The 15,986-nt window shown below is 71.7% G+C and carries 15 protein-coding genes and 1 riboswitch; of the genes, 7 read left to right on the forward strand and 8 right to left on the reverse strand.

All coding sequences use genetic code 11. The features are described 5' to 3' along the window. The first annotated feature begins 18 nt into the window (after nt 1-18). The gene (locus RM704_RS23600; protein WP_033525318.1) at nt 19-1,635 is read left to right on the forward strand and encodes an FAD-binding oxidoreductase; all 1,617 of its coding nucleotides are present in this window, start codon (nt 19-21) and stop codon (nt 1,633-1,635) included. A 55-nt stretch (nt 1,636-1,690) separates the two neighbouring features. Continuing rightward, entirely contained in the window at nt 1,691-2,446 is a 756-nt protein-coding gene (gene dprE2, locus RM704_RS23605; protein ID WP_033525319.1) for a decaprenylphospho-beta-D-erythro-pentofuranosid-2-ulose 2-reductase, read from the forward strand. A gap of 153 nt (nt 2,447-2,599) precedes the next feature. On the opposite strand, the gene RM704_RS23610 is transcribed toward dprE2, so the two are convergent. Both RM704_RS23610 and trpS read right to left on the reverse strand, forming a co-directional pair. Beyond that, nucleotides 2,600-3,181, reverse strand: coding sequence for a 2'-5' RNA ligase family protein (locus RM704_RS23610; protein WP_033525382.1), 582 nt, complete (start codon nt 3,179-3,181; stop codon nt 2,600-2,602). A 229-nt stretch (nt 3,182-3,410) separates the two neighbouring features. Further along, nucleotides 3,411-4,424: a tryptophan--tRNA ligase gene (trpS, locus tag RM704_RS23615; protein ID WP_033525383.1), complete on the reverse strand. Its 1,014-nt coding sequence runs from the start codon at nt 4,422-4,424 to the stop codon at nt 3,411-3,413. A 100-nt stretch (nt 4,425-4,524) separates the two neighbouring features. Here trpS and RM704_RS23620 point away from each other — a divergent pair, with 100 nt between their 5' ends. The 3 genes from RM704_RS23620 (at nt 4,525) to RM704_RS23630 (ending at nt 7,007) form a co-directional block, all read left to right on the forward strand. Then, nucleotides 4,525-5,154 (forward strand): RNA polymerase sigma factor, encoded by a 630-nt coding sequence (locus RM704_RS23620; protein WP_078936944.1) that lies wholly within the window; start codon nt 4,525-4,527, stop codon nt 5,152-5,154. Between the two features lie 88 nt (nt 5,155-5,242). Beyond that, nucleotides 5,243-6,139 (forward strand): hypothetical protein, encoded by an 897-nt coding sequence (locus RM704_RS23625; RefSeq protein WP_107072216.1) that lies wholly within the window; start codon nt 5,243-5,245, stop codon nt 6,137-6,139. 100 nt (nt 6,140-6,239) lie between these two features. Then, a complete protein-coding gene (locus RM704_RS23630) occupies nt 6,240-7,007 on the forward strand; it encodes a hypothetical protein (protein ID WP_033525385.1) in 768 nt (255 codons plus the stop codon). A gap of 30 nt (nt 7,008-7,037) precedes the next feature. On the opposite strand, the gene RM704_RS23635 is transcribed toward RM704_RS23630, so the two are convergent. From RM704_RS23635 to RM704_RS23650, 4 genes are all read right to left on the reverse strand, one after another. Continuing rightward, nucleotides 7,038-8,486, reverse strand: coding sequence for a glycine hydroxymethyltransferase (locus RM704_RS23635; RefSeq protein WP_033525321.1), 1,449 nt, complete (start codon nt 8,484-8,486; stop codon nt 7,038-7,040). A 31-nt stretch (nt 8,487-8,517) separates the two neighbouring features. Next, nucleotides 8,518-8,606: riboswitch (ZMP/ZTP riboswitch) on the reverse strand. Nucleotides 8,607-8,676: 70 nt separating this feature from the next. Further along, a complete protein-coding gene (locus RM704_RS23640; RefSeq protein ID WP_033525322.1) occupies nt 8,677-9,861 on the reverse strand; it encodes a glutathionylspermidine synthase family protein in 1,185 nt (394 codons plus the stop codon). Nucleotides 9,862-9,882: 21 nt separating this feature from the next. Continuing rightward, nucleotides 9,883-10,260 (reverse strand): hypothetical protein, encoded by a 378-nt coding sequence (locus RM704_RS23645; protein ID WP_033525323.1) that lies wholly within the window; start codon nt 10,258-10,260, stop codon nt 9,883-9,885. A 151-nt stretch (nt 10,261-10,411) separates the two neighbouring features. Next, complete coding sequence (locus RM704_RS23650; protein ID WP_033525324.1) at nt 10,412-11,479, reverse strand: helix-turn-helix transcriptional regulator; 1,068 nt, start codon at nt 11,477-11,479, stop codon at nt 10,412-10,414. A 63-nt stretch (nt 11,480-11,542) separates the two neighbouring features. On the opposite strand from RM704_RS23650, the gene RM704_RS23655 reads away from it, so the two are divergent. Next, nucleotides 11,543-12,745, forward strand: a complete 1,203-nt coding sequence (locus RM704_RS23655) for an epoxide hydrolase family protein (RefSeq protein WP_078936945.1) — start codon at nt 11,543-11,545, stop codon at nt 12,743-12,745. A 136-nt stretch (nt 12,746-12,881) separates the two neighbouring features. Next, complete coding sequence (locus RM704_RS23660) at nt 12,882-13,829, forward strand: helix-turn-helix domain-containing GNAT family N-acetyltransferase (RefSeq protein WP_033525325.1); 948 nt, start codon at nt 12,882-12,884, stop codon at nt 13,827-13,829. A 76-nt stretch (nt 13,830-13,905) separates the two neighbouring features. On the opposite strand, the gene RM704_RS23665 is transcribed toward RM704_RS23660, so the two are convergent. Further along, a complete protein-coding gene (locus tag RM704_RS23665) occupies nt 13,906-14,697 on the reverse strand; it encodes a serine/threonine kinase C-terminal domain-containing protein (protein WP_052145824.1) in 792 nt (263 codons plus the stop codon). A 148-nt stretch (nt 14,698-14,845) separates the two neighbouring features. After that, nucleotides 14,846-15,835: a malate dehydrogenase gene (locus RM704_RS23670; protein WP_033525326.1), complete on the reverse strand. Its 990-nt coding sequence runs from the start codon at nt 15,833-15,835 to the stop codon at nt 14,846-14,848. Nucleotides 15,836-15,986: the final 151 nt, after the last annotated feature.

The following is a 15,986-nucleotide window of genomic DNA, read 5'->3' on the forward strand; positions in this document are numbered from 1 at the left end:
GGCGATACGGTCGCGAGCATGCCAGCCGACGCCGCCTCGACCTCCCCGGCTCCCCCGCCCGCCGGGCCGCGCCGCCCCGTCCCCGCCCCCGCTTCCGCCTCAGTCCCGGCCTCCGCTCCCGTCACGGTCACCGGCTGGGGCCGCACCGCCCCGACCGCCGCCCGGCTGCTCCACCCGCGGACGTACGAGGAGGCCGCGGCCGCCGTACGGGCGTGCGGGGCGCACGGGGCGCGGGGCGGGATCGCCCGGGGACTGGGGCGGGCGTACGGCGACGCGGCGCAGAACGCGGGCGGCGCCGTCCTCGACATGACCGGCCTCGACCGGGTCCACGCCATCGACGCGGACGGCGGCACCGTGCTGTGCGACGCGGGCGTCTCGCTGCACCGGCTGATGGAGGTCCTGCTCCCCCTGGGCTGGTTCGTGCCGGTGACCCCGGGGACCCGTCAGGTGACCGTCGGGGGCGCCATCGCGGCCGACATCCACGGCAAGAACCACCATGTCTCCGGGTCGTTCGCCCGCCATGTCCTGTCCCTCGAACTGCTCACGGCCGACGGCGAGATCCGCACGGTCGTCCCCGGCACCCCGCTCTTCGACGCCACGGCCGGCGGCATGGGCCTCACCGGCGTCATCCTCACCGCGACCGTCCGTCTGCTCCCTGTCGAGACGTCCTGGATGTCCGTCGACACCGAACGCGCGCGCGACCTCGACGACCTCCTCGCCCGCCTGACGGCCACGGACCGCTACTACCGCTATTCGGTCGCCTGGATCGACCTGCTCGCCAGGGGCGCCGCGACGGGCCGGGCGGTGCTCACACGCGGCGACCACGCCCCCCTGGACGCGCTGGAGGCGCTGCCGCGCCGGAACGGGCCGCTGCCGTCGCCGAGGACAGGAGTGTCGGCATCGCCGGGGACACAGCCGTCGGGATCGATGCGGACGCCGCCGTCGGAATCCCCGTGGAGTGCGTCCACGCGCGCGCGTGGGGGCCGTTCTTCGTTCAGTGAGGCGTTCCGGTTCCGGAGGGACATGCTCGCCAGTCCCCTGGAATTCCGCGCCCCCCGCCTCCCGGCCGCTCCCTCCTTCGTCCCCGACGGTCTTCTCGGCCGCACGGCCATGGGGCTCTTCAACGAGCTCTGGTACCGCCGGGCACCCCGGGTCCGGACCGACGAGCTCCAGCGGCTCTCCACCTTCTTCCACCCCCTCGACGGGGTCCCGCACTGGAACCGGATCTACGGCCGGTCCGGCTTCGTCCAGTACCAGTTCGTCGTCGGACACGGCCGGGAGGAGACCCTGCGCCGGATCGTGGACCGGATCTCCGCGCGCCGCTGCCCGTCCTTCCTCGCCGTCCTGAAGCGCTTCGGCGAGGGCGATCCCGGCTGGCTGTCCTTCCCGATGCCCGGCTGGACCCTCGCCCTGGACATCCCGGCGAGCCTGCCCGGTCTCGGCGCCTTCCTGGACTCGCTCGACGAGGAGGTCGCGACCGCCGGCGGCCGCGTCTACCTGGCGAAGGACGCCCGTCTACGGCCCGAGCTACTGGCCTCGATGTATCCGAGGCTCCCCGAGTTCCGCGCACTGCGCGGGGAGTTGGACCCGGGCGGGGTCTTCGTGTCGGACCTGGCCCGCCGCCTCGGCCTGTGAGCGCCGGGCCCCTGAGCACGGCGCGCACCTCTGTCCCCCACACCCAGGAGCTGTCATGAAGGACGCCTTCGGCACCCCCCAGTCCCTGCTGATCCTCGGCGGTACGTCGGACATCGCGCTCGCCACGGCACGCCGTCTGATCGCCCGCCGCACCCGCACGGTCTGGCTGGCGGGGCGCCCGTCGCAGGCCCTGGAGAACGCGGCCACCCATCTGCGCGGCCTCGGCGCGCAGACCCACACCATCACCTTCGACGCGCTCGACCCCGACTCCCACGAGGCGGTCCTCGGCAAGGTCTTCGCCGAGGGCGACATCGACATGGTCCTCCTCGCCTTCGGCGTCCTCGGCGACCAGGCGAACGACGAACGCGACCCGGTGTCCGCCGCGCGCGTCGCGCAGACGAACTACACCGGCGCCGTCTCGTCCGCCCTGGTCTGCGCGCGGGCGCTCCAGGCGCAGGGCCACGGCTCCCTGGTCGTCCTGTCCTCCGTCGCCGCCGAGCGGGCCCGCCGCTCGAACTTCATCTACGGCTCCAGCAAGGCCGGCCTCGACACCTTCACCCAGGGCCTCGGCGACGCCCTCCACGGCACCGGCGCCCACGTCATGCTCGTCCGCCCCGGCTTCGTCCGCACGAGCATGACGGCGGGCCGCCCGGAGAGCCCCTTCGCCACGACCCCGGAGGCCGTGGCCGTCGCCATCGAACTGGGTCTGCGCCGCCGCTCGGAGACGGTCTGGGTCCCGGGTTCACTGCGCCTGGTGATGGCAGTCCTGCGGCACGTACCGAGGGCGGTGTTCCGCCGCCTGCCGCTGTAGAGCGCGTCCTGCGCCCCGAAAGGGGCGCGGGGAACGGCGCGAACACCCCCGCCGACCCGCGGCCGCGAAGACCGCTCGCCACCCCTCCCGGAGCGCTCCGGTCCGATTCACCCGGCGGCCGACGTCACCACGTGGGAAGCCCTGCGGCCGACGTCACCGCGTGGGAAGCGTCGTGTCCCCGACCGGCGCCCCCGCCTGGGGCGGCACCACGGACCCACCGAACGCGAACTCCCGCAGCTTGCGCCAGACCCCGTCGGAACCCTGCTCGTAGAGCGCGAACCCGGCGCAGGGCCACTGCGCCTCGTACCCGGCGAGCTCCTCGAACGCCCGGTCCATCGCCTCCTCGGCGATGCCGTGCGCCACGGTGACATGCGGGTGGTAGGGGAAGTTCAACTCGCGTGCCAAGGGCCCCGAGGCGTCCCGGACCTGCGTCTGCAACCAGGTGCAGGCCTCGGCCCCCTCGACGACCCGCACGTACACGACGGGCGACAGCGGGCGGAAGGTGCCCGTGCCGGACAGCCGCATCGGGAAGGGCCGCCCGGCCGCCGCGACCTCACCGAGGTGCTGCTCGACCGCCGGGAGGTCGGTGTCCTCGACCTCGGTCGGCGGCAGCAGCGTGACATGGGTGGGGATGCCGTGAGCCGCGGCGTCGCCGAAGCCCGCGCGCCGCTCCTGGAGCTGGCTGCCGTGGGGCTCCGGGACCGCGATCGACACACCGATCGTTACGGTCCCCACGTCGTCTCCTGTCGTCGTGTCATGCGAGTTGTCGTAGTCCTTGTCAGCCACAGCCCGTCGTACCTGTCGTCGTCGTACCTGTCATCGGTCGTACGGGCTGTCGGTCGTACCGGCTATCGACTGTACGGCCACGGCGGTCCTCCGGGCAGGCGCAGCGGGAGTGATGTGCGGCGCTGTCGGTGGTGCGACGGGTGGTGCGGCAGGCGCTCGGGGGCAGAGGTGGTGCGGCTCAGTGCTTGGCGGGCAGGAAGCCCACCGCGTCGTACGCCTGGGCGAGCGTCTCCGCCGCGACCGCGCGCGCCTTCTCGGCTCCCTTGGCCAGGAGCGAGTCCAGCGTCTCCGGGTCGTCCAGATACTGCTGGGTGCGCTCCCGGAACGGCGTCACGAACTCGACCATGACCTCGGCGAGGTCCGTCTTGAGCGCACCGTAGCCCTTGCCGACGTACTTCTCCTCCAGTTCCGCGACACCCGTCCCCGTCAGGGTCGAGTAGATGCCCAGCAGGTTGCTGACGCCGGGCTTCTCCGCGGGGTCGAAGCGGATCACCGTGTCGGTGTCGGTGACCGCGCTCTTGACCTTCTTGGCGGTGACCTTCGGATCGTCGAGCAGGTTGATCAACCCCTTCGGGGTCGACGCCGACTTGCTCATCTTGATCGTGGGGTCCTGGAGGTCGTAGATCTTCGCCGTCTCCTTGAGGATGTACGGCTTCGGGATCGCGAAGGTCTCGCCGAAGCGGCCGTTGAAGCGCTCGGCGAGGTCACGGGTGAGCTCGATGTGCTGGCGCTGGTCCTCGCCGACCGGCACCTCGTTCGCCTGGTAGAGCAGGATGTCCGCGACCTGGAGGATCGGGTACGTGAAGAGGCCGACGCTCGCGCGGTCGGCGCCCTGCTTGGCGGACTTGTCCTTGAACTGCGTCATACGGGAGGCCTCGCCGAAGCCGGTGAGGCAGTTCATGACCCAGCCGAGCTGTGCGTGCTCGGGGACGTGGCTCTGGACGAAGAGCGTGCAGCGCTCCGGGTCGAGACCGGCGGCGAGCAGCTGCGCGGCGGCGAGCCGGGTGTTGGCGCGCAGGTCCGCGGGATCCTGCGCGACGGTGATCGCGTGCAGGTCGACGACCATGTAGAACGCGTCGTGGGACTCCTGCAGGGCCACCCACTGGCGGACGGCGCCGAGGTAGTTGCCGAGGTGGAACGAGCCGGCGGTGGGCTGGATGCCGGAGAGCACGCGGGGTCGATCAGAGGCCATGCTCACCATTCTCTCAGGTATCCGGAGCCGTTCCGGAACCGACAGGAAACAGATCTGCCACGGGTGGGAACCGATCCGGCGCGGGCGGTGTACCCCTTGTGTGAGAACGCGGGAGGGGGGCCGCATCGTCGATGAGGCCGCGGTGGTCGCACGCGTACGCGCCGGGGAGCCGGAGGCCTATGCGGAGCTGGTGCGCGCCCATACGGGCATCGCGCTGCGGGCGGCGCGGGCGCTGGGCGCCGGTGCGGACGCGGAGGACGTGGTGCAGCAGGCCTTCTTCAAGGCGTACTGCTCACTGGGCCGCTTCCGGGACGGTGCCGCGTTCCGGCCGTGGCTTCTGTCGATCGTGGCCAATGAGACGAGGAACACAGTGCGGACAGCGGGGCGCCAGCGATCGCTGGCCGACCGGGAGGCCGCTTTCGTCGAGGCCGAGCCGCTGATACCGCCCTCGGCCGACCCGGCGGTCGCCGCGCTGGAGATAGAGCGGCGTGTCGCGCTCCTGGGCGCCCTGGAGAAGCTGAGCGAGGAACACCGGCTGGTCGTCACGTACCGCTATCTGCTGGAGATGGACGAGCCCGAGACGGCGGCCGCCCTGGGCTGGCCCCGGGGCACGGTGAAGTCCCGTCTGAGCCGGGCACTGCGCAAGCTGGGCCGCCTCCTGCCGGAGTTCGAGCCGGGGGAACCGCTGGGCCAAAAAGGGGGAGGGGGTGAGGGGCGTGGGCGTGGGTGAGCCGGGCGGGGACAAGGAGTGGGGGCCGGGCGAGGAGCGTGGTCGGGACGAGGACCGGGGCCGTGGTGAGGTGCGGGGTCGTGGTGAGGTGCGGGGTCGAGGACGGTCCAGGGGTGGCGGGGACACGGAGAGTGAGGCGCGTGACGCCCGATTGCCCGGGGAGCTGCGGGCGCTCGGGCGGGCGCTGGACCGGCCGGGGAGCGACGGTGACGAGACCATGGTCGAGCGGGTCCTCCAGCAGATACTCACCGAGCGGGTGCCGACGCCGGTGGCCGAGCCGCCGGGGCCCGGTGAGCGGCTGCGGGCGGTGCGCCGGTGGGTCCGGACGCGGTGGCGCGTGCTGATCGCCGCGCTGTGCGGGCTGCTCACGGCCCTCGTCCTCACCCCTCCGGTGCGGGCGGCGGTGGCCGACTGGTTCCACTTCGGCGGGGTCGAGGTGCGGTACGACCCGTCGGCGACGCCTTCGCCGGGTGCGAAGGTGCCCGGCTGCCCGGAGCCGGTCTCGCTCGCCGAGGCCGGGCGGCTGGCGGGGTTCGTTCCGCTCGTGCCGGGCGCGCTGGGCACTCCGGACGCGGTGTCCGTGACCCGGGCGCCGAAGGACCGTTTCGTGATCACCCTGTGCTGGGACGAGCGGGGTGGGACCGTCCGGCTCGACGAGTACGCGGCCCGGCTGGCACCCGAGTACGGCAAGACCGTGGCGGGCGAGCAGGCCGTCGAGTGGGTCGGGCTGGCAGGGGGCGCGTACGACGCGCTGTGGTTCCCCGAGCCGCATCTGCTGCGCTTCTGGATGACCTCCGAGGGCGGCTCCCGCCTCACCCGCTCAGAACGCACGGCGGGGCCCACCCTGCTGTGGGTCCACGACGACGCGTTCACGCTGCGGCTGGAGGGCGTGGAGTCGAAGACACGGGCGCGGGAGATCGCGGACTCGTTGGACGCGACGGACTCGTTGGAAACGGACTCGCTCGAGCCAGACTCGTTGGACTGATCGGTCCCGTCCGGGTGGGAACCCCGGCGGTTCGAGCGGTGTACCAGGAGTGACACCGCGAGTGCGGGAGGGCCGCACCGGGATCGATCGGGGGTGTCGGATGCGTGGACTGCGACAACTGGCGGCGGCTGTGGGCGCGTTGCTGACGGCGTGCGTCCTGGTGCTGTTGGGGGCTCCGCCTTCGGCGGCGGGCGGACCGACCAGCGTGCTGTTGGTTTCTCCGGCCGACCAGCGGACGGCTTCGCTGTACGGCACACGGGAGGAGTACGGCGACCTGGAGAGGTTCCTCGCCCCCGCGGGCGGCGAGCTCGACCGGAGCCGGGAGGAGGTCCCGGCATGGGGTCGGGAGGAGATAGGGGGAGAGCTGATCAGCGACATGGTCAGCGTGACGTGGATGGTCCACGACGTGACGCCTTGGCGGCTGGACCGGGTCTACACAGCCGCGCCGGACACCAAGGACATCTGGATCCATACGACGCTCATCACCGGCGAGGAGGCCCTGGGCGCTCCGGGTGCCGGCGTCTGGCACCGGGCGAAGCAGCCGGACCAGCTGCGAAAGCTTCTCACCGGCCTGGAGATCCTGGGCTCGGCCCCTGGTGATCCTGACTCCGGAGCCCTGGTGGGGGACGAGCCGCCGGCGGGCGACGCGACGGGCGGGACCGCGGCCGGCTCCGCCGGGACGGCCGCCGATGTCAGGGCCGCGACGGACGCACCGGGTCCGACCGACCGTGCCCACTGGGCGATACCCGCCCTGGCGCTGGGCCTGCTCCTCGGCTCCGGCGGGGCCACGCTCCTCCTGCGCCGCGCGGCGGCCCGGAACGGATCCGGGCCGCCGCGGGAGCCCCGTCAGGAGCTGCTGGACGCCTGAGCGACCACGGTCGGGAGTCGGTCGGCCGGGTCAGCCGAGGTCGATCTCCGGGTACAGCGGGAAGCCGGCGACAAGGTCGGTGGCGCGACGGGAGATCTCGTCGGCGACCTTCGCGTCGAGGACGTGCTGGGCCTTGGAGGGGGCGCCCGACTTGGTGGTGCCGGCCTCGGTGGTGGTGAGGACGCGGTCGATGAGGCCGGCGACCTCGTCCATCTCGGCGGTGCCCAGCCCCCGCGTCGTCAGCGCGGGCGTGCCGATGCGGATGCCGGAGGTGTACCAGGCGCCGTTCGGGTCGGCCGGGATGGCGTTGCGGTTGGTGACGATGCCGGAGTCGAGCAGCGCGGCCTCGGCCTGACGGCCGGTGAGACCGTAGGAGGTGGCGACGTCGATCAGGTTGAGGTGATTGTCGGTGCCGCCGGTGACCAGGGTGGCACCACGGCGCATCAGGCCCTCGGCGAGGGCGCGGGAGTTGTCGACGATGCGCTGGGCGTAGTCCTGGAAGGCGGGCTGACGGGCCTCGGCGAGGGCGACGGCCTTGGCGGCCATGACGTGCGGAAGGGGGCCGCCGAGGACCATCGGGCAGCCGCGGTCGACCTGGTCCTTGAGGGAGTCGTCGCACAGGACCATGCCGCCGCGCGGGCCGCGCAGCGACTTGTGGGTGGTCGTGGTGACGATCTGGGCGTGCGGTACGGGGCCGAAGTCGCCGGTGAGGACCTTGCCGGCGACGAGGCCCGCGAAGTGCGCCATGTCCACCATGAGCGTGGCGCCGACCTCGTCGGCGATCTCACGCATGATCCGGAAGTTCACCAGACGGGGGTAGGCGGAGTACCCGGCGACGATGATCAGCGGCTTGAAGTCACGGGCGGAGGTGCGCAGGGCGTCGTAGTCGATGAGGCCGGTGGCGGGGTCGGTGCCGTAGGAGCGCTGGTCGAACATCTTGCCGGAGATGTTCGGGCGGAAGCCGTGGGTGAGGTGGCCGCCGGCGTCCAGGGACATGCCGAGCATGCGCTGGTTGCCGAAGGCCTGGCGGAGTTCGGCCCAGTCGGCGTCGGAGAGGTCGTTGACCTGGCGGGCGCCGGCCTTCTCCAGGAAGGGGACCTCGACGCGGTCGGCGAGGACGGACCAGAAGGCGACCAGGTTGGCGTCGATGCCGGAGTGCGGCTGGACGTAGGCGTGGCGGGCGCCGAAGAGTTCCTTGGCGTGCTCGGCGGCGAGGGACTCGACGGTGTCGACGTTGCGACAGCCGGCGTAGAAGCGGCGGCCGACGGTGCCCTCGGCGTACTTGTCGCTGAACCAGTTGCCCATGGCCAGGAGGGTGGCCGGGGAGGCGTAGTTCTCGGAGGCGATCAGCTTGAGCATCTCGCGCTGGTCGGTGACCTCCTGGCCGATGGCGTCGGCCACCCGCGGCTCGACGGCGCGGATCACATCGAGGGCGGCACGGAAGGCGGTGGACTCGTGGGAGAGGGGCTCGGCTGACATGGGGACCTCCGGACGTTGCGTTCAGCGTTCACGGTACGGCCCAGGCGCACGGCACTCATCTTCCCCGGGCCGCTCCCCGATGGTCCGTCCCATCCCAGCGCGCCAGTCACGACCCACCGCTCACCCTATCGGGCGGGCGGGCGCGGTGGGCCGGGAGGTCCACCATTCGAACGACGGAAGGAGGGGGATGTCAGAGGATCACGTGCGGGAGGAAGCGTGCGTACTCGTCCGTGACCAGGCCCGAGGACTCGCGGATGCCGAGGCCCGCGGACTCGTTCTCGACGACCCAGGCGCCGAGGACGACGTGGTTGTCGTCGAAGGTGGGCAGGGGGGCCAACTCCTGGTAGCAGCACGGTTCTTCGCGGAGTTCGGGGGCGGCGCCCGGGTCATGGAGGGTGACACCGGCGCCCTCGCGGCCCAGGAGTGGTTTGGCGACGTAGCCGGTGGTGGCGGCCAGTTCGCGGGGACCGTCGAGATAGGCGGGGAGGAGGTTGGGGTGGCCGGGGTACAGCTCCCAGAGGACGGCGAGGAGGGCCTTGTTGCTCAGGAGCATCTTCCAGGCGGGCTCGATCCACATCGTGGTCCCGGTGCCGCCGCCGTTGTCGAGGGTGGCGAGGACATGGGAGGCGAAGCGGTCGGTGGTGAGCCACTCCCAGGGGTAGAGCTTGAAGATGCTGCGGATGAAGCGGAGCTTCTTGTCGACGAAGCGTTCCGAGAGGCGGTCCCAGCCGATGTCCTCCATGGAGATCCAGTCGGTGGCGAGCCCGGCCTGTTCGGCGGTCTCCTTCAGATAGGCGACCGTCATCAGGTCCTCGCCGAGCTCGTCGCCGGCGGAGTGCGCGAAGTAGAGGGGGCTGCCCGGCGGCAGGAGGGGGGACTGCTTCTTCCAGGCGTCGATGAGGCGCTCGTGGAGGGAGTTCCACTGGTCGGCGCCCGGGAAGCGTTCCTCCATCCAGAACCACTGAGGGCTGGCCGCCTCGACGAGCGAGGTCGGGGTGTCGGCGTTGTACTCCAGCATCTTGGCCGGGCCGGTCCCGTCGTAGCGGAGGTCGAAGCGGCCGTAGAGGGACGGCAGTTCGGCCCGTCGGCGCCATGCCTCGGCGACGAGGCCGGCGAGACGCGGGTCGGTGATGCCGAGGTCGGCGAAGCGGTCCTCGGCCACGATGTGTTCGGCGGCGGCGAGGCACATGCCGTGCAGTTCCTCGACGACCTCCTCCAGCGCCTCGACCTCGGGGAGCGAGAAGACGTAGTACGCGCTCTCGTCCCAGTACGGGCGCAGGGAACCGTCGGGGTGGCGGGTCAGCGGGTAGATGAGCCCCTGTTCCTCGACGGTCTCCTGCCAGCCCGGCCGGGGTTCGATGGTGCGGCGTTCCATGGTGCTGCCTCGTCCGCCGGATCAGCCGCCGCCGGAGCCGGAGCCCGAACAGCCGAAGCCGTCCCGGTCGACGGCGTCGCTGCGGCTGAAGGTGCCGTAGTCGGCGCGGCGTCCGCTGACGTCCGCGTCGTAGTACCAGGCGGCGTCGACCGAGCCGGTCTGGCTGCGGTTGCCGCTGCTGTTGCTCTTGCGGTTCTTGCCGTACGACGACGAGGAGCTGGAGCTCGAGTTGCAGTTCTTGTCGGCGATGATCTTGTAGCCGTTGGCGTAGTCGTAGCTGTCGCGGTCCACGCAGCGGCGGTCCGGATCGGAACCGCAGGAGGTCAGGGCCGCCGCGACGACGCCCATCCCACCGAGGACGACCGTGCTGGACCGCAGCCGCCTGCGCTGTTCTCCCATGTGTGCTCCCCCGTAGGGCTGGTGAGCCCCGCCGTGCCGGGGCCGGTTCGCGATGCGGTACGCGAGAACCGGCCGCCGTCTTATGTGCGCTTTATCGGCGCTCAGACTAGTGATCGACTCCTGGAGAGGCCAACCGGGTGCGAAGGGGCGGCTACGGGTGGGGGATCGCCGCCAACGAGCGGGCGGCTTGGGCGCGCAGGGTGTCGGCGAGTTCGGGTGGGGCCGATGCGTCCAGCGTGAAGTCGGCGTCCACCGAAGTGATCATCCAGGCGAGGTCGCGCGGGGTCTCGGCGCCCAGGTGCAGCAGACAGCGGTCGTCGTCGAGGGGTTCGAGCACTCCCATGCCGGGCCAGAGCCGGTCACCGATCGACGCGGCCGACTCGTGCAGGGTGACGGTGGCCCGGAAGGGCCAGGCTCGGGACGAGAGACGGTGTGCGAGATAGGTCGCGGCGTCGCCGTAGGGAAGTGCGCGCGGGACGAAGCGTGGTCCGGTCGGTGCGCGCGGCACGAGGCGGTCGACCCGGAAGGTGCGCCAGTCCGCGCGGTCCATGTCCCAAGCGATGAGATACCAGTGCCGGTCGAAGCTGACGAGCCTGTGCGGCTCGACGGTGCGGACGCGGGGGTGGGCTCGCGGCTGGGTGGGGCCGGGCCGAGGGGAGGGGGAGGAGACGGGATCGGATGCGGGATCGGAGGGGTCAGGAGTGCCGGGATCGGGGGTGGAGGGGTGCGGGCTGGTGTAGTGGAAGCGGAGGCGTTCGCGGCGGCGGCAGGCTTCGGCGATGGCCATGAGGGTGTCCGGCGAGACCTTGGGGGCCGGGGCCGCTCCCGCTCGGTCGGTGGCGTGGTGCAGGGTCGTCACCCGGTGCCGCAGCCGGGACGGCAGCACTTGCTCCAGCTTGGTGAAGGCGCGCAGTGCGGCCTCCTCGATGCCGGTGACCGTGCCCTCGGCGGCGGTGCGCAGTCCCACCACGACGGCCACGGCTTCCTCGTCGTCGAGCAACAGGGGCGGCAGGCTCGCGCCGACGCCGAGCCGGTATCCGGCGGCGCCCCGGGCGGCGTGCACGGGGTAGCCGAGGTCACGCAGTCGCTCGATGTCCCGGCGCAGGGTGCGTCGGCTGACGCCGAGCTGCTCGGCGAGTTCGGCACCGGAGCGATCGCGGTCACGGTGGGTCTGCAGCAGGGCGAGCAGTTTCAGCAGTCGCCCGGAGGTCTCCAGCATGGTCATGAGGGTGCCGCAGGGTTAGGACCGAAGCTGACCCAACTGGTTCGTAGCGTCGGAGCCATGACGAAGCCGACACGCGATGTCCGTCCCCTGCCCGACCCCTCCCCCCGCCCGCACCCCGAGCCCGCGCCCAGGCCGTTCCGGATCGCGATCCCGCAGGACCGTATCGACGATCTGCGCAGACGGCTGGCCGACACCCGCTGGCCCGACGAACTGCCGGGTGTGGGGTGGAGTCGGGGCGTGCCCACGGGCTATCTGAAGGACCTCGCCGAGTACTGGCGCACCGGCTTCGACTGGCGGGCGCAGGAGGCGGCGGTCAACGCGTACGACCAGTTCACGACGGAAATCGACGGGCAGAATGTGCACTTCCTGCATGTGCGGTCGCCGGAGGCGGGGGCCACGCCGTTGCTGCTGCTGCACGGCTGGCCGGGCTCGGTGGTGGATTTCCTGGACGTCATCGGTCCGTTGTCCGATCCCAGGGCGCACGGCGCGGACCCGGGTGACGCGTTTCACCTGGTCATCCCGTCGCTGCCGGGATTCGGACTCTCCACGCCGCTGGCGGGGCCCGGGATGAACGCGGCCCGGGCCGCCACGGTGTTCACGCGGCTGATGTCCCGTCTGGGGTACGAGCGGTACGGGGTCCAGGGGTATGACACCGGGTCGTGGATCGCGCCCGAGATGGGGAAGCAGACACCGGAACGGGTCGTCGGGGTCCACGTCAACGGCATGATCACCTTCCCCGTGGGGGCGGAGGGCGAGATGGACGGCCTGAGCGAGGTCGAACAGGGGCGCTGGTGGGCCATGCAGAACTTCAACGACGGCTATCTCCAGTGCAATTCCAAACGTCCGCAGACGGTGGCGTACGGGCTCACGGACTCCCCCGTGGGACAACTGGCCTGGATCGTGGAGAAGTTCAAGGAACTCACCGACCCCGAGGCCGGGCTGCCGGAGGACAGTGTCGACCGGGATCGCATGCTGACGAACATCTCGCTGTACTGGTTCACCGGCACGGCCGCCTCGGCCGCGCAGATCTACTACGAGGAAATCTCCGCGGGTTCCTGGGGCGAGACCGGGGGCGCGGAAGCGAGGGTGCCCACCGCCGTGCTGGTCTCTGCGCGCGATGTGACGGTCCGGCGCTGGGCCGAGCGGGACCACGACATCGTGCGGTGGACCGAACTCGAACGCGGAGGCCACTTCCTCGCTCTGGAGGCCCCGGAAGTGCTCGTCGAGGACCTCAGGGAGTTCTTCCGCGAGCTGCGGTGAAGGGGAAGGGAAGGGGTCGTGGTCGGAAGGGTCGGAAGGGGTCGGAAGGGCAGCGGGGGGAGCGGCGGGACACAGCACGGGACGAGCGTCGACGGCCGTCGACATCCTCCATTCCCTTGACTAAAGTCAAAGAAATATGGAGACCCGGCACGAGGACCAGTCCGAACCGGTGGCCGCGCGGGACGCACGGAGCCTGCGGCGGTTCAACCGGTACTTCACGCGTCGTATCGGGGCGCTGGACGATCACTACCTCGGGCAGGACCGGCCGCTCGGCGAGGCCCGGCTGCTCTTCGAGATCGGCGAGTCGGGCCGGGGCCGCGAGGGCGCCGCGCTGCGGGAGCTGCGGACCCGACTCGGGCTGGACGCCGGGTATCTGAGCCGGATGGTCAAGGCGCTGGAGGGCCAGGGGCTGGTCCGGGTCGGGGTGGACGGCGAGGACAGCCGGGTGCGGGTCGCCACGCTGACACCGGCGGGGCGGTCCGAGGTCGCCGAGCAGAACCGGCGGGCCGACGCCCTGGCCGAGGGGCTGCTGCGCGGGCTGACTCCGGCACAGCGGGGCGAGCTGACCGATGCGTTGGGTGCCGCGCGGCGCCTGCTGCGGCTCGCGGCGATCCGGGTCGAGGCCGTGGACGGCGGCTCGGCCGTCGCCCGCGCCTGCCTGGACGCCTACGCCGCCGACATCGACCAGCGGTTCCCCGAGGGGTACGACCCCGCCACCCTCGTGCCGTCCCATGAGGTCTCGGGGGGCTCGGGGGCCTTTCTCGTCGCCTACGAGGAGGAGTCGGCCGTGGGGTGCGGGGCGCTGCGCACGCTCGACGCCGGGGCGCGGGTCGGGGAGATCAAGCACGTGTGGGTGCATCCCGACGCGCGACGGCTCGGGCTCGCCCGACGGCTGCTGGGCGAGTTGGAGCGGGAGGCCGCCGAGCGTGGTCTCGGCGTCGTACGGCTCGACACGCATGCCGCGTTGACGGAGGCACAGGCGATGTACCGGGCGTGCGGTTACACGGAGATCCCCCGGTACAACGACGACGTGTACGGGGCGCACTTCTTCGAGAAGAGGCTCCCGCCGACCCGCCGACCGTGACGCGCCCGCACCCGCGCTCCCGCTCCCGTCCCAGCTCCCGCTCCCCCGCACCCTGGCCTCCCAGGGCGCCCCGCGTTCACCCTCGCACGCAGGTCGCTCCCGTGGGGCACAGGGAGGTGACCGCCATCGTGACCGGTTCGCGGAGGGTGTCGAGCGGGATCGACTCGGGGGCGCTGAGGCGGACGCCGTAGATCTGGTCGTCGGCCGTGCGGAAGCGGTGGTCGATGACCAGGCGGGCGCCCAGATCGCCGTCGCCGTCGAAGCGGTAGACGACCTCGGAGTAGCTGTCGTCGTCTGCGGCGGAGCGGTCGATGACGCGGTAGCCGGGGAGGCGGGCGAAACCGTAGTTCTCGTTCTCGGCCAGGTCCATGGACTCGGCGGGAGTGCCCTCGCTGATCTGGAAGAGCTGAAGGATCCTGCGGCCGTCCGGGGACGTGTACGTCACGACCGGGGGTTTGCCGGCCGGTGCCTTCGCGGTCCGGTCCCAGCCGGAGGGTACGTGCACGGTGAAGCCCGCCGGGTCGTCGGAGCGTACGTAGCCGGGGGCGCCGTCCGCGCCGTCGCTCCCGTCCTCACCCCCGTCGGCGCCCTCGTCACCCGTGTCCGACTGCTTCGGGGTGGCCGGGGCGGTGGTCCCGTCGTCCTGGGGGCCCGCCGCCGAGAGGGAGGGCGGGGGTGTGGAGGGGGAGTCGTCCGTGGCCGTCGTACGGGTCGGTTCGTCGTCCCGGGTCAGGGACCACACCCCGAATCCGGCGCCGCCACCGAGCAGCGCGGCGAGTACGACGATGGCTGCCGTGCGCGGCCAGGGGCTGCCCCGTCCGGACGGCTCGTCCACCCAGCGTCCTTGGTGCGGGTCCCAGCGCGTCATCCCGTCCCCCTTGCCGACCTCGGCGTTCTCATGACGTGCGTAGGCAGACGATAGCGGCGAACATGCCGAACAGGCCCCGTCCTGGTCGAAACCGGGACAGGGCCTGCGTGGGAAGGCTGAGGGGGCGTCGCCCCCCGGGGAGGGCTGCTCAGAGGAGACCGAGCGCGCGGACCGCCTCGCGCTCCTCCGCCAGCTCCTGGACCGAGGCGTCGATACGGGCGCGGGAGAAGTCGTTGATCTCCAGGCCCTGGACGATCTCGTACGTGCCGTCCTTCACGGTGACCGGGAAGGAGGAGATGAGGCCCTCGGCCACACCGTAGGAACCGTCGGACGGGATGCCCATGGAGGCCCAGTCGCCCTCGGCGGTGCCGTTGACCCAGGTGTAGATGTGGTCGATGGCGGCGTTGGCGGCGGACGCGGCCGACGAGGCGCCACGGGCCTCGATGATGGCGGCGCCGCGCTTGGCGACGGTCGGGATGAAGTCGTCGGCGAGCCACTTCTCGTCGTTGACGACCTCGGCGGCGTTCTTGCCGGCGACCGTGGCGTGGAAGATGTCCGGGTACTGGGTCGCGGAGTGGTTGCCCCAGATCGTGAGCTTCTTGATCTCGGAGACCGGGACGCCCGTCTTCTTCGACAGCTGGGTCAGCGCGCGGTTGTGGTCCAGGCGGGTCATCGCGGTGAAGCGCTCGGCCGGGACGTCCGGCGCGGCGGCCTGGGCGATGAGGGCGTTGGTGTTGGCCGGGTTGCCGACGACGAGGACCTTGATGTCGTCCGCCGCGTGGTCGTTGATGGCCTTGCCCTGCGGCTTGAAGATGCCGCCGTTGGCCTCCAGCAGATCGCCGCGCTCCATGCCCTTGGTGCGGGGGCGGGCGCCGACGAGCAGACCGACGTTGGCGCCGTCGAAGGCCACGTTCGGGTCGTCCGTGATGTCGATGCCCTGAAGGAGCGGGAAGGCGCAGTCGTCGAGCTCCATGGCGGTGCCCTCGGCGGCCTTGAGCGCCGGCGTGATCTCCAGGAGGCGGAGCTTGACGGGCACGTCCGCGCCGAGCAGCTGGCCGGAGGCGATGCGGAAGAGCAGGGCGTAACCGATCTGGCCGGCCGCGCCGGTGACGGTGACGTTCACGGGAGTGCGGGTCATGGCGTTCTCCGTATGACAGCTGGCGGTGGGGCGTCCCTGCCCCTGGTGGGACGTACAAATGATCGATCTCTTGGCGTCAAGAGAGATCGGTGGTCAGGCTACCGCGCATCCGGGATCCCGGACGGCCGGGGTTCATGTGGCCCAGCCCACA

The sequence above is a fragment of the Streptomyces gottesmaniae genome (genome assembly GCF_031845845.1).
GTDB lineage: Bacteria > Actinomycetota > Actinomycetes > Streptomycetales > Streptomycetaceae > Streptomyces > Streptomyces akebiae.